Annotated in this window: 15 protein-coding genes; 5 read left to right on the top strand and 10 right to left on the bottom strand. The window is 69.7% G+C overall.

The genetic code is table 11. From position 1 onward, the window contains the following. Positions 1-417: 417 nt before the first annotated feature. Entirely contained in the window at positions 418-630 is a 213-nt protein-coding gene (locus AB0I04_RS54205; protein ID WP_360904579.1) for a hypothetical protein, read from the top strand. Here the strand turns inward: AB0I04_RS54205 and AB0I04_RS54200 are convergent. The 5 genes from AB0I04_RS54200 to AB0I04_RS54180 all read right to left on the bottom strand — a co-directional run bounded on the left by AB0I04_RS54200 (position 627) and on the right by AB0I04_RS54180 (position 3,523). Then, positions 627-1,079 (bottom strand): hypothetical protein, encoded by a 453-nt coding sequence (locus tag AB0I04_RS54200; protein WP_360904576.1) that lies wholly within the window; start codon positions 1,077-1,079, stop codon positions 627-629. The genes AB0I04_RS54205 and AB0I04_RS54200 overlap by 4 nt on opposite strands. Beyond that, positions 1,076-1,378, bottom strand: a complete 303-nt coding sequence (locus AB0I04_RS54195; protein ID WP_360904573.1) for a hypothetical protein — start codon at positions 1,376-1,378, stop codon at positions 1,076-1,078. The genes AB0I04_RS54200 and AB0I04_RS54195 overlap by 4 nt, the downstream gene beginning before the upstream one ends. Positions 1,379-1,885: 507 nt before the next feature. Beyond that, the gene (locus tag AB0I04_RS54190; protein WP_360904570.1) at positions 1,886-2,230 is read right to left on the bottom strand and encodes a hypothetical protein; all 345 of its coding nucleotides are present in this window, start codon (positions 2,228-2,230) and stop codon (positions 1,886-1,888) included. Between the two features lie 20 nt (positions 2,231-2,250). Continuing rightward, the gene (locus AB0I04_RS54185; RefSeq protein ID WP_360904568.1) at positions 2,251-2,616 is read right to left on the bottom strand and encodes a darcynin family protein; all 366 of its coding nucleotides are present in this window, start codon (positions 2,614-2,616) and stop codon (positions 2,251-2,253) included. Then, on the bottom strand, positions 2,606-3,523 hold the full coding sequence (locus AB0I04_RS54180) for an NAD(P)H-binding protein (RefSeq protein ID WP_360904565.1): 918 nt from the start codon (positions 3,521-3,523) through the stop codon (positions 2,606-2,608). The genes AB0I04_RS54185 and AB0I04_RS54180 overlap by 11 nt, the downstream gene beginning before the upstream one ends. Positions 3,524-3,638: 115 nt before the next feature. Here AB0I04_RS54180 and AB0I04_RS54175 point away from each other — a divergent pair, with 115 nt between their 5' ends. Next, positions 3,639-4,577: a LysR family transcriptional regulator gene (locus tag AB0I04_RS54175; protein WP_360904562.1), complete on the top strand. Its 939-nt coding sequence runs from the start codon at positions 3,639-3,641 to the stop codon at positions 4,575-4,577. Here AB0I04_RS54175 and AB0I04_RS54170 read toward each other — a convergent pair. Together AB0I04_RS54170 and AB0I04_RS54165 are read right to left on the bottom strand one after the other, a co-directional pair. Then, on the bottom strand, positions 4,574-4,852 hold the full coding sequence (locus AB0I04_RS54170; RefSeq protein WP_360904559.1) for a hypothetical protein: 279 nt from the start codon (positions 4,850-4,852) through the stop codon (positions 4,574-4,576). The genes AB0I04_RS54175 and AB0I04_RS54170 overlap by 4 nt on opposite strands. Before the next feature lie 23 nt (positions 4,853-4,875). Next, positions 4,876-5,751, bottom strand: coding sequence for a LysR family transcriptional regulator (locus AB0I04_RS54165; RefSeq protein WP_360904556.1), 876 nt, complete (start codon positions 5,749-5,751; stop codon positions 4,876-4,878). Positions 5,752-5,857: 106 nt separating this feature from the next. Here AB0I04_RS54165 and AB0I04_RS54160 point away from each other — a divergent pair, with 106 nt between their 5' ends. The 3 genes from AB0I04_RS54160 to AB0I04_RS54150 all read left to right on the top strand — a co-directional run bounded on the left by AB0I04_RS54160 (position 5,858) and on the right by AB0I04_RS54150 (position 8,212). Continuing rightward, positions 5,858-6,859 carry a hypothetical protein gene (locus tag AB0I04_RS54160; protein WP_360904553.1) on the top strand — a complete coding sequence of 334 codons (1,002 nt, stop codon included), beginning with the start codon at positions 5,858-5,860 and terminating at the stop codon, positions 6,857-6,859. 120 nt (positions 6,860-6,979) lie between these two features. After that, positions 6,980-7,099: a helix-turn-helix domain-containing protein gene (locus AB0I04_RS54155; protein WP_360904550.1), complete on the top strand. Its 120-nt coding sequence runs from the start codon at positions 6,980-6,982 to the stop codon at positions 7,097-7,099. A gap of 273 nt (positions 7,100-7,372) precedes the next feature. After that, positions 7,373-8,212: a class II glutamine amidotransferase gene (locus AB0I04_RS54150; RefSeq protein WP_360904547.1), complete on the top strand. Its 840-nt coding sequence runs from the start codon at positions 7,373-7,375 to the stop codon at positions 8,210-8,212. Between the two features lie 79 nt (positions 8,213-8,291). On the opposite strand, the gene AB0I04_RS54145 is transcribed toward AB0I04_RS54150, so the two are convergent. The 3 genes from AB0I04_RS54145 to AB0I04_RS54135 form a co-directional block, all read right to left on the bottom strand. After that, a complete protein-coding gene (locus tag AB0I04_RS54145) occupies positions 8,292-9,272 on the bottom strand; it encodes a proline dehydrogenase family protein (RefSeq protein ID WP_360904544.1) in 981 nt (326 codons plus the stop codon). Between the two features lie 59 nt (positions 9,273-9,331). Beyond that, positions 9,332-10,597 (bottom strand): MFS transporter, encoded by a 1,266-nt coding sequence (locus tag AB0I04_RS54140; RefSeq protein ID WP_360904541.1) that lies wholly within the window; start codon positions 10,595-10,597, stop codon positions 9,332-9,334. Positions 10,598-11,028: 431 nt separating this feature from the next. Further along, a complete protein-coding gene (locus AB0I04_RS54135) occupies positions 11,029-11,679 on the bottom strand; it encodes a choice-of-anchor C family protein (RefSeq protein ID WP_360904538.1) in 651 nt (216 codons plus the stop codon). Positions 11,680-12,283: the final 604 nt, after the last annotated feature.

Here is a 12,283-nt window from a genome sequence, read left to right as displayed (position 1 = left end):
TACCCGTGACGATTAACACTCTTCCCCCCCCCGACGCTCTTCCGATCCGCCCTTTCGGGGTGGCTTCGCCGTTGGCCGCTATGCCTTCCGGGGGGCGACCCCCGGACCCCCGGTGCGCGGCTGCGCCCCGCTTGGTGGTGCCCCGCACGGGCTCGATGGCGGCCGCGTTCCGGCGGTCGCTCGTCGGCGGTTCGTGGCCGAGCGGGCCGGGACGTCGACGACCGCCCTCGACGACGCGCGCCGCCAACTCTTGGTGCCCGCGGCCGGCGGGCCGTACCTGTCCCGGTCGAGTCCGCGCGGTGCGAAGCGCAGTGTGAAGCACGCGGTCCTTCGGTGCACGCCCGGGCTTCGAATCCAGGATTGAACGGCGGCGCGCCCTGCTCGAACGGGCGTTCGATGTTCCGCTAGTCTCCCGGCATGCGACTCGACGCTCCCATCGACATCGAGACGGCTCCGGACGGTAAGCCGGCCGCGATCACGTGGAAGGGGACGCGGTATCCCGTCCGTGTCCTTCGGACCTGGGAGGGCCGAGTCCACCGGATCTCCACCACCCTGCAGGGCCGCCCGGCGATCGGGGAGATCGAACAGGACGGCGCCCGCGGGACGTTGCGTCGCTGGTGGACGTCCTAGCCATCGGCGACCACCGCCGTGGCCGTCACGTCACCGTTTCCTAGGACGTGCGGCTGATGCTGTTCGAGGTGATGATCACGCTGGAGTGCCCCCCCGGGGGGACGGGGACACCAGGGCGACAAAGTCCGCGTGCGCCTGCTCAACGGCTTCGGGGGTACGCCGCGCGCTTGGCGTGCTCCGAGGGCGGCCGGCTCGATGACGGCGTTCGGCTGCACGTACTCGTTGAAGACCAGGGCACCGCGGCGGTCGACGGCGGCGATCTGTACTGCGTACGCGTTCTCCAGTCCCGTCGTCTCCACATCGACGACCAGAACCAAGTCGTCGGTGAGCAAGCGGCGGGCCCAGCGGGCGACCGGCTCGCGCTCGCGCGACCGGGAGGCCGGGCAGCGCAGGGCGCGGACTGCGCCGGCGAGGGCGAGCCGGTCGCCCATGGTGGTCGCGTGGTTCACTCGTCGGTCTTGCCGCCATACTCGGAGGCGACGGTCACCGCCGTGACCGTGAAACCGGTGTCCAACCCCACACCCGCGACGAACAGCGCCTCTACCGCCTCATCGGCGTCGTCCGGGTACCAGACGAGGGACTCGTCGTTTTGCCCACCGCGTGCGTAGTCCTCGCAGTGGGCGCGGGCGGCCTCCCGGTTCGTGTACAGACCGAGAATAGCCCTCCCGTGCCCGGCGTCGGCCCGGTAAACCGTCAGTTCGGAAGGAGCCTCGGTGGCCGCCGTGTCGCCCTCAAGCTTCTTTTCCACGAGTTGCCTCTTCTTCTGATGTCGCGGGGCTTTGGTGATTCGGGGGCGGCCCGCCTCGCGGGCATTGACCCCGTACAGCGCCTGGGGCAGGAAGAGTTCACCGTCGCGGAGTTCCTTCTCCCATACGGCGTCGCGGTAGTCGTCGAGGAGGTCGTCACCTCGTCCTCGGTGAGGCGGGGTTCGTGCGTCTCGTCTGATGCCGACCCGGCCAGACGGGCGGCGTCGTCGTCCGCGCGATGCGGCCCGGGCAGGGTGAGACCGAGCCGGTTGTTCATGTCCAGCTCGAACCGGCCGTAGGGGTTCACGTGGGTCCAGAACAGCGGAGACAGGGCGCGCCGGTCGGCGTCGCCAGCCTCGCCCTGCACGCCAAGGCCCGCTTTCGGGCCATCGGCACCCGCGAACGCATCGGCCGCGAGTTCCTAGCACCCGCGGCCAGCGTGACGTTGCCTGGACCCGGGGCCGATGACACCCAACTGACCGGTCGACCTCGGCGCGAGGCTGGGCGCCTCACCCCGTTGACGCTGCTGTGCAGGGCGGCAGCCGCAGCCCTGCGGGCGGTGCCGCCAGGACGGCTTCGTCCAACGACGGCGGAATCTCCCACGAGGCGCTGTCGCGGAGATCGACCGTGCCGCCGGTGAACTTCGCGTAGTTGAAGGTGATCAGACCACCGGTGAGGTCCGCTCCGTCGAAGTAGACCTGGCCGCCGGCAGATCTCGCGTCGTAGAAGATGACCGCGCCGCCGGTGAACTTTGCGTCGCTGAAAAGCACTCTGCCGTCGGCGAAGGTCATTTGGCTGAAGTCGCCGCCGTCGACCTTCTTGAACCGGCCGGTGCTTCCGCGGGGCGGTGGCACCGGCCGGTCAGGGAGGAGCGTCAGGTGGCGAAGGTGGCCACCGGCTCCAGGTCGTAGGCGCGGGCGTAGCCGTTCTCGGTGCCCACGAGCAGGTCCACAACCTCGAAGTAGCGGTCCCAGAAGGGGGTTTCGCGCAGCGCGTCGATCAGCAGCCGGTAGGCGTCGTGGTCGTCCGCCTCCCAGACCCAGATGTCGGTGACCCGCGCCGAGTAGAACTCCGTGTCGTAGAAGCGGGAGCGGACGCCGCGGGTGCGGGCCTCGATCACCGGGACTACTTGGGTGGTGAAGGCCTGGACGCGTTCGGCCACGGTCATCGCCAGCCACTCGGGCGTGGTTTTGACCAGCATGAACGCGGTGACCGGCGGCTCGGTTCGGTCAGTGGGCATCGACTGCCTCCGGTGTGGCGAGGACGGCGGGCTTGAGAGTCTGCGCGCACCACTGCGCGAATCCGGTGGCCGGGCTCGCCTGTGGCGAGCGGTCGACGCCCGAGTCCAGGCCCTGGTCCTTGGCGCGCTTCATGTCGACGATGCCCTCGACGAACGCCTCGTTGAGGCCGTAGCCGAGCAGGGTGGACCGCAGCTCGTCGAGCGGCTGGCGCTGGTAGCGGACCGGACGGCCCAGCTCCTCGGTCATGATGCGGGCCAGGTCGTTGGGCGACAGGTCCTGCGGGCCGAGCACCGGAACACTGCCGACGCCGGTCCAGGAGCGGTCCAGCAGCAGCCCGGCCGCCGTCGATGCGATGTCGGCGACGGCCACCAGCGGGGCCGTACGGTCTGCGGCGACGGTGTCGGTGAAGACGCCGTTCTCGCGGATCGAGTCGGCCTCCTCCAGCAGGTTCTCGAAGAAGGACGGGCAGGCCAGGGCGCGGTAGGCGACGCCGGAGTCGGCGATCAGGTCGTCCATGGCCAGGGAGGCGGTGACCAGCCCGGCCTGGGCGGCCTGCGGGGTGCCGCGGCCGAGCGCCGAGACGCCGACGACATGGCCGACGCCGTGGGCGGCGAACGCCCGCGCGGCCGGGCGGGTGAAGCCGCTCCACACCTCGTCGGGCGGGGCCGAGGCGTCCGGCGGCACCAGCCAGAAAACGGCGTCGGCCCCGGCGAAGGCGCGCTCGACGGTCGCGGCGTCGCCGTGCGAGCCGGTGACCACCTCGACCCGTCCGCGCACGGCCTTGGGGAGCCGGGCCGGATCGCGGACCACGACGCGCAACTCCTCTCCGCGTGCGGGCGAGGCCTCGACCAGCAGCGACAGCAGTCGCCGGCCGATGTTCCCGGTGGGGGCGGTAATGACGATCATGAAAACCTCACGGTCTTTCTCGGATCGGTACGGCCCCTTCAGGGTGTAGACCCGAACCGCATTGCCACAATGGGAACTTCAGCATCCAATCATTGCCTGAAACGGAATAATGCCGGTGAGCAGCCCAGACCCGAACCTCGACGCCAACCTCGCCGTCGCCCTCGACGCCCTGCTGACCGAGCAGAGTGTCACCCGTGCCGCCGCGCGGCTGCACACCTCACCTGCGGCGATGAGCCGCACCCTGGCTCGGCTGCGCCGGGTGCTCCGGGATCCGCTACTGGTGCGGGCAGGACAGGCGATGGTGCCCACACCCCGCGCCGAGGCGTTGCGGGACGAGGCCGCCGCGGTGGTGCGCCGGCTGGAGGCATTGCTCACCCCGAGCGGCGTGATCGACCCCGCCGCGCTGCGACGTACCTTCACCGTCCAGGCCTCGGACCTGGTCGGCGCGGCGCTGGCGCCGGGTCTGCTCGGGCTGGCCCGGAGCCGGGCGCCGGGCGTCTCGCTGAGAGTGCTGGCCGAGGAGTGGGAGGCGGGCCCCACACTGCGCGAGGGCCGGACCGATCTGGAGATCGGGGCCATCGACCACGTCGACCCGGAGACCCGGGTCGAAGAGCTGGTCACGCTGCGGATGGCGGCCGGCGTCAGGGCCGGGCACCCGCTCGCCGAAGGAACCCTGACACCCACCAGGCTGGCCACGGCCGAGCATGTGGCGGTCAGCCGCCGGGGACGCTTCACCGGCCCGCTGGACGAGGCCTTGGCCGAGCAAGGGCTCAGCCGGCGGGTCAGCGCCGTCCTGCCCGGACATCTGGCGGCGATGGCGCTGGCCGCAGTCGGCGACGTGGTCTGCCTGGTACCGACCGCGCTGCCGGGCGAGCCCCCTTCACCACTCAGCGACGCGGCGCACGCGCTGGGACTGCGCCTGCTGGAAATCCCACTGCTGCTGCCACCACTGACGATCGGCATGGCCTGGCACCCGCGCCACACCGCCGACGGGGCCCACCAGTGGCTACGTGGCGCCGTGCGCCGGGTACTCCATCCGGCCCGGGAGGACTAGCCCACGGCGCGGGTCCGCGCATACCCGGCGTCCCGGTCCGCCACGTGCGGCAGAGCGGCCTTCGCCGGCAACCCATCCGTGTCGTCGTCGTCCGCCGCACCCGGGTCCCGCAGGCCCCCGCCAACCGGGGTGGAGGCGCCCAAGCCGTAGCGGCCCAGCGCGTCGAGGTCGGCGTGCTTGAGCGGGGAGAGCCGGGCGACGTCCTCGTCCAGGACCGTGCAAATCTGCAGCGCGAAGCCCAGACGGTTGTGATCACCGGATGGCTCGACCGACACCCGGGCTGACCGCGACCCGACGATCAGCCGCTACGCGTGCCCGCGCGATGGTAGGTCTTGGCCGCGATGCGTACGAACGAGCGGACCAGCGGGGAGGGGTGGTTCGCCGGCCATGCGACCACCAGTCTGCTCGGGGGCCGGTCGGTGACGGGGACGGTGACCAGTCCGGCGGGTGTCACCTGGTCGAGTGGGGCGAGCGCGGACATGCCGTTCCACAGCACCGCCTGCAGGCACTCCTGGATGGTACGCATCGGGGCGCCGCGGTCGGCGGCGGCCGTCGCGCCGGTCCAGTACGCGCGCCACACCTGGTCGGTGTCAGCCGGTAGCCGCACCCATCGCCGGTCGGGCAAGTCGGACAGCCGTACCGACGGCCGGGCGGCGAGCGGGTCGTCGTCGCGTACGACGAGTCCGACCGGTTCGACGTGCAGGACGTGGCTGCGCAGGCCGGCGTCCTGGAACGGCAACCGGGTCAGTGCGACGTCGACCAGCCCGGCGCGCAGCCCAGCGCTCGGGTCGGCCAGGTCGGCCTCGTGGATGCGTATCGACACCTCCGGCCGGCGTTGTCGGAAGGCCGTGGCGATCCGACCGGCCACCAGCTCGGCGGTGTCGGCCAGCGATCCGACCGCCAGCGTGGCGGGGCCGACGGTGGCGCGGACGCGTGCCTCGACTCGGTCGGCCTGGTCCAGTAGCGACCCGGCGTCGTCGTAGAGGGTCCGGCCGGCCTCGGTCAACTCCACTCCGGTGGGGATCCGGTGGAACAGGGCCGCGCCGAGGTCGGCCTCCAGTTGGCGGATGGCCCGGCTCAGTGGCGGCTGTGTCATGTGCAGCCGAGCGGCGGCCCTGCCGATGTGCCGTTCTTCGGCGACCGCGACGAAGTACCGCAGCTTCCGCAAGTCCATCGCGTCACGATACCGATCCGGTATCGAGCGAACCGCAACGGTGTTGGCTGCTCAGGCTCGTGGTCGTGAGGATCGACATGTGAACACCGAGCACCGGAGGCGACGCATGAGTGATCTGGACCTGCGTATCGGGACCTTCCGGTACGACACGACCGAGGCCCTGTTCGACGGATCAGTGACGGTGGACGGGGCCCGCGGCACCACGATGTCGACCGCCGCGACCCTGCCCGAGATCTTTGAGCGGATGGCGCGCGGTGACGGCGTGGACGTGTCCGAGTTCGGGCTGACCTTCCTGCTCCGCGCGCTCGACCAGGGTGTGCCGTTCGTGGCCATCCCGGCCTTCCCTGTCCGGGTGTTCCGGCACTCGTGCGTGTTCGTCAACACCGACAGCGGTATCGCTGAGCCTGCCGATCTCGTCGGCAAGACGATCGGCGAGTTCGGTGTCTACGGCCAGGACTCCGGCGTCTGGGCCAAAGGCATCCTCGCCGATGAGTACGGTTTCCGTCCCGAGCGCAACCGTTGGGTGATCGGCGGGCTGGAGCATCCCGCGCCACCGTTCACCTTCACCAGCCACCCGCATCCCGACGACCTCGACATCACCGCCGCGCCGGATGGCAGGACGTTGTCGGCGATGCTCGACGCCGGTGAGATCGACGCGCTGTTCACCGCCAACGTCCCGCAGCCGTTCCTGGAAGGCTCGCCTCACGTCACCAGGCTGTTCGGCGACTACGAGCCCGTCGAGCGGGACTACTACCGGCGAACCGGAAACTTCCCGATCATGCACACCGTCGTGGCCAGAAGGGAACTGCTGGAGACCCACCCCGGGCTCGCGCGCGCGATCTACACCGCCTTCTGCGACGCCAGGGAAGCCGGCGCCAGGCGCTACCGGCAGTTCCGCCACCTTTACCAGACACCCGTCATGCTGCCCTGGGTCAACGCGCTGATAGAGAAGAACGACCGGTTGTTCGGTGAGGATTGGTGGCCCTACGGGGTGTCGGCGAACTGGACGGCGCTGGACACCTTCCTGCGCTACCACCACGAGCAGGGCCTGTCGGCACGCCGCTGGACGGTCGAGGAGATCATCGCCCCCGACCTGCTCGACACATGAGCGCCCACCGACGCAGTAACGTCGACGTGTCGGCGGCCGCGGCGAGACCTCGCGTCGACGTCGCTCGATACGGTGCGCTCGCCCGAGCGCCCTTGAAGGCCCGCACCGACGCCGAACGCGATGCGATCCTTGTCGGTCACACCCGCGCCGATGCCCACAGTGCGTGAGGGTCTTGAGGCTGCGTTCGGGTGTGTGCGCGTCGTGTGGAACAAGACCCTCGCCGAACGTCACGCGGCGTAACACCAGCAATCGATCGGCCCATGTATGACGGCCGCTGCCCAATGGAGATGGGAGGACTTGGCGTAAATCGGTCCCACCTTCGTGAATCCGGCACCGACCCGCCGCTGCTGGCACGCAGCCGCCGAGCGCGTCGACACCACTCAAGGGCGGGCGTTGGTCGGCGTGTCGGCCGGTCGCGGCTGACGGGCCTGAAAACCTGCCCGGGATCGGTGCTTGGCCGGTCAGCATCCCGCCCGCGTGGTGGGCAGCGGCGATCGAGGGTAGGGGGCACACATGTGCCGATGGCTCGCCTACAGCGGCTCGCCGATCCTTCTCGACGAACTCCTCTTCAAACCGGAGCATTCGCTGATCGAGCAGAGCCGTTCTGCCCGGTTGGGAGCCGAGACCACCAACGGCGACGGGCACGGTCTGGGCCTGTATGAAGACGGCAGCGACGTCCCCCCGACGGTGGTCCGGAGCATCACTCCAGCGTGGAGCGACCTGAACCTGCGTGAGCTCGCCGGTCACTTCCGATCGCGATTGTTCTTCGCGCACATTCGCGCCTCCACCGGATCAGCCGTGCAGCAGACCAACTGCCACCCCTTCCGCTACGGCCGGTGGCTGTGGATGCACAACGGGGAGATCGTCGACTTCGACCGCCTCAAACGCGATCTTGTATTCGCCGTCGACCCGGAGCTCTACCCGGCGATTCAGGGTTCGACGGATTCGGAGGTCATGTTCTTCCTCGCGCTCACCTTCGGGCTACGCGAGGACCCGCCGGCGGCGGTGGAGCGGATGGTCGGTTTCGTTGAGCGGACCGGGCGAAGGAACGGCGTCGAGCACCCGATCCAGATGACCATCGCGACCTCTGACGGTGAGCGGGTGTGGTCCTTCCGGTACTCCAGCGAGAAACGGTCGCGGTCCCTGTTCTACAGCACCGAAGTACGCAGTCTCCGGCAACTGCATCCGGAGATCTTCGCCCGGGAGCGGCTGTCCGACGACGCGCGGCTCATCGTTTCCGAGCCGCTGCGAGACATGCCTGGCGCGTGGAACGAGGTGCCCGAATCGACGTACATCGTGATCGAACACGGGATGCACGAGGTAAATCCGTTCCGTCCCACGCCGCCCGCATAGCGGGTAAACCGCTGATCAGCCGATCGTCGGCCCTGGCACGACCATGCCCACCGGCACGTTCAGACCTCCGATCGCTCCTCTACTTCACCGGCCACGGCGCGTCGGCCGTGCGGGCCTGGGCGATGGAGGGATGACCGCCGTCCCGGGTGGCGTCCACCAGAGCCTGGAACAGGCGGGCCGGGTCCTCGGCGATGCGATTCCAGACGTACAGCCACCACTGGGTGCCGAACACGATGTACTCCCTGACCGGATGCGCGCGGTCCCGCATCGTCCTGAGCTGATCGACGCCGAGTCCCAGCAGCATCTCGATCTCGTACGCGCCGGAGTCCTGCCGCATGTGCCGTTGCAACTCGTCGAGGAGGTCAAGGTCGTGGGTGGCGATCGAGCAGAGGTGGCCGCTGTCCAGCAGGAGGGTCGCGTACGCGAGGTAGGCCGCCCGCAGTTCACGGCTGTCGCGGGTGTGGGCGATGGTCTCGGGTTCGAGGTAGGAGCCCTTTACCAGGCGGATGCGGCCAGGTAGCTGAAGCAGGCGGGGCAGGTCCTCGGTCGTCCGGTGCAGACGAGCCTGGATGGTGACACCGATGTGGTCGAAACGCTCGCAGAGGCGTTCGTGGGTCCACAGGATGAGGTCCGTACGACCGGACCCCTCCATCGAGATCATCATCTCCTGGCCCGCGGCCGCGGTGGCCTCTGCCAGCCGGGTGGCGTTGGTCAGCCCCAGCTCCCGGTCCAGCACGGAGCCGAGGTGGGAGAGGTCGAAGGAAATCGAACAGTCCGTCCTGCGGGCTGCGGCCTGCCGTGACAGGTCCAGGAACACCTCGGTCTCGGCCGCGGCCAGGTCGGCGTCCCGGCAGCTCTCACCCATGTAGTCAAGGGAGACGGACTTGCCCTCCGCGTTGAGCAGGGCGGCCCGGGCGAGCGCCTCGGGAACGGTCCGGCCACCGACGTATCGTTCGGCCACCCGCCAGGCCGGCTCGCGCAGTGCGGGATCTGCGGCGACCCGCTCCTTGAGGCCCTCGTCAAGGGCCAGTGTTCGCATCGCCTGGGCAGCCTGCTCCATCACGGTCATCGTCACCCTTTCGTCCGAGGACCGAAATCTATCACCAATGGACACTATTTTTAGAAAACGTCCGTACGGGGAAGGTCCCTTCCCAGGCGGGCGAGCGGGGACAGGGCCATGAATATTGGAGACAGCACCAGCGTGGAGGCGGTCAGGAGCAGGCTCGTGCGCGGCCCCAGCGCGCCGGCCAGGTAGCCGCCGAGAAGGGAGCCGAGCGGGGTCAGGCCCATGCCGACGAAGTTGATCGTCGCGACGACCCGGCCCTGGATCGGGATGGGGGTGATGGCCTGGCGCACGGTCACGACGGTGACGTCGACCAGCTGGCCGAAGACGCCGAAAACGAAGTCGAGCGCCATGAGCGCGGCGACCGTGACGGTGGAGGAGCCGTGTAGCGCCGGGACGCACAGCAGCACGCCGTCGGCGAGTGCCGCGGCGGACACCAGCACGACGCCGTGGCCGTACCGCGCCGGCAGCCTGGCCGACAGCAGAGAGCCCACCAGCGCGCCCGGGCCCATCGCCGCCAGTACGAGCCCGACGGCGGCTCCGGGAAGGTGCAGCGTGCGCGGCAGGAACAGCAGGTAGACGGTCATCACGGCGGCGAAGGAGAACTGGAAGAGCGCCGAGGCGATGGCCACGGCCCGCAATGACGCGTCGCCGGCGACGAGGTGCAGACCTTCGTGGATCTGCCGCCGCACACGCGCCCGCCGTACGGCCGGTGCGGGCATCGGCTCGGGACGGCGGATCCGCCGGATCGAGAGGAAGGACAGGGCGAACAGGAACGAGCCGGCCACGATGGCGATCGGCGCGGTGAGGAGCGAGACGAGCGCGCCGCCGAGCGCGGGGCCGACGATCTGCGCGGCGGACCTGCTGCCTTCGAGCACGCTGTTGCCGTGGGCGAGCCGGCCGCGTTCCACCAGCCGTACGAGCGAGGTCTGGTAGGCCACGTCGAAGTACACGGTGAGGGAACCGACGAGGAAGGCGACCAGGAGAAGCAGCGGAATGTCGAGTACGCCGAGGAGGCGGGCGACGGGGATGACGGCCAACGCCACGGTTCGGCCGACGTCGGCCAGCACCATCACGGTGCGGGAGCGCCGGCCGTCCACCCAGGCGCCGGCGAAGAGCGAGAGCAGCAGGATGGGCGCCTGCTGGACGGCGCGGAGGACGCCGAGCTGACGGCTCTCGGCGCCCAGCGCGACGACGGCGATGAGCGGCAGGATGACCTGGCCGGCCTGAGCCCCCAATTGTGAGGCGGTGTGGCCTGTCCAGAACCGGCGGAAGTCGGCGTCCTGCCACAGGCTCGGCGGCGTCGGGTCGGAGGCCGTCATCGGCGGCCTCGCACGGGCGGGCACGTGAGCACGGCGGGAGATGCGAACGGCACAGAGGGTCCTTGAGTCGCTGAGAGCGGGGCCCGGTCCTCGGGAGCCGGGCAGGGGAAAGTGCGCTGTGCCGCAGTTCGGATGCAGCACGCGGTGACAGGTCAGGAGTGACTGAACGTCAGCGCGTGCTCGGTCGGCCGGGCATCTCAGCTCCTCTGAAGGATCGTCCGCCGGGGAGCCTAACCGTCGGCCGTCGTGGCGGACAAGGCGGTTCACCGCCGAGCTCCGAAGGTCACGGGCCTCTTGGGGCGGGCAGGAGGGGCGGGGCCGTCGGACGGTGATCGGTTGCCTGCCGGGCGGGCGAGCTCGGTCCGGAGACGAGAAGCGCGGAGCCCCCTGGGATCGCCAGGGAGCTCCGCGCGTCGTCGTTCGCCCCGGTGTCAGGGGCGGCCGAAGCGGCAGTCCAGCGGGTGGGCCGGGGTGACGGAGACGGCGTCGATGACGGGGCCGTATCCGCCGCCCGTGGTGCTCGCGAACGTGAGCGTCACCGTCGGAGCGAGGGCGCGGAACCGGAACCGCTGCTGGACGTAACCGAGATCCGTCCGCGTCTTGCCCGTGGTGTCGAAGGCGAAGTTCTTCTGGACGGTCGGGTGGCCGATGGCGTTCTGCGTGACCCGCAAGGACCCGCGTTTGATCGCGGGCCCGCCGTCCGGGTTCCCGGCGAGGGAGAAGTCGACGGTGTAGCAGCCGCCGAAGCGGGTCGCGATCGGCTGCTCGACCGTTCCGGGGGCGTCGCCGTCCAGATCGAGGGACTGGTTTCCCTCGGCGGCCTGCCAGAAGCCGGCGCCGATGAGGTCGACGTTTCCGCCGGTGACCTTCCAGGTGCCGATGGCGCTTCCGGCGCCGAACCTCATGAAGGTGTTCGCGGGGACCATCGGGCTCTCGAATCCGCCATTGGCGAAGAGCGGCACCGGGGTGTGCCGATCCTGCGCGGGGCGTATGGAGGCCATGCACAGGGTGAGTGCGCCGGCCGCGGAAAGGGCGGTGAGCCATCGCGCGACGTGCGGACCTGCGATGAACGGAACGGCCATGGCTCCTCCTGGTTGCTGACGTGGTCTGTACGCGGCGAACCGATTGGCCGGAATGGGCGGTAGTGCGCCCGATCGAATCCACCTGGCAACGGAATGTAATCAAGTGATCTTGTTCTGTATCCGAAGCGTCATGCGGCGGGTGGGGATATGTACCCTGCGTTGGGAGCTGTTTACGCGACGTGTCGATTTCGTCGTCACGCAGGGACTCCCTGCTCACCCGAAGCGGCGAGGTGAGTTCCCATTTTGGCCGGATGTGGCCAAAGCGGAAGGTAATAGCGTACTTTGGGCAATGCGTCAGGTCCGGCGGTGCGTTCCCTGTGGCGGGGATGACTGGATTCGGTTGCCTCGCAGTTCGGCGCGGGGGTCCCGCTGCGCCTCCCCGGTCCCGGCGGTCGCGGCCCGTCCCTCCCGCACCGGGCAGCGCGGATGCCACGCTCGACGTTCTACGCCGGTTCGACGGGGCGACGCTACTTTGAGGCTTGTATCCGTCACGGCCCGTGGGAAACTAAGCGGATTCCAGTGTTCTGAGGGGAGCACATGATCGGTTCTCAGCCTGACGGCGAGACGGCCGTGAGCAGCTTGTTCGGTCATCATCGTGGTGGTC

Origin of the sequence: Actinoallomurus sp. NPDC050550, assembly GCF_040655075.1 — a bacterium.
Classification (GTDB): domain Bacteria; phylum Actinomycetota; class Actinomycetes; order Streptosporangiales; family Streptosporangiaceae; genus Actinoallomurus.
The sequence above is the reverse complement of the archived record's forward strand: the minus strand, read 5'-3'. Positions and strand labels throughout refer to the sequence as shown.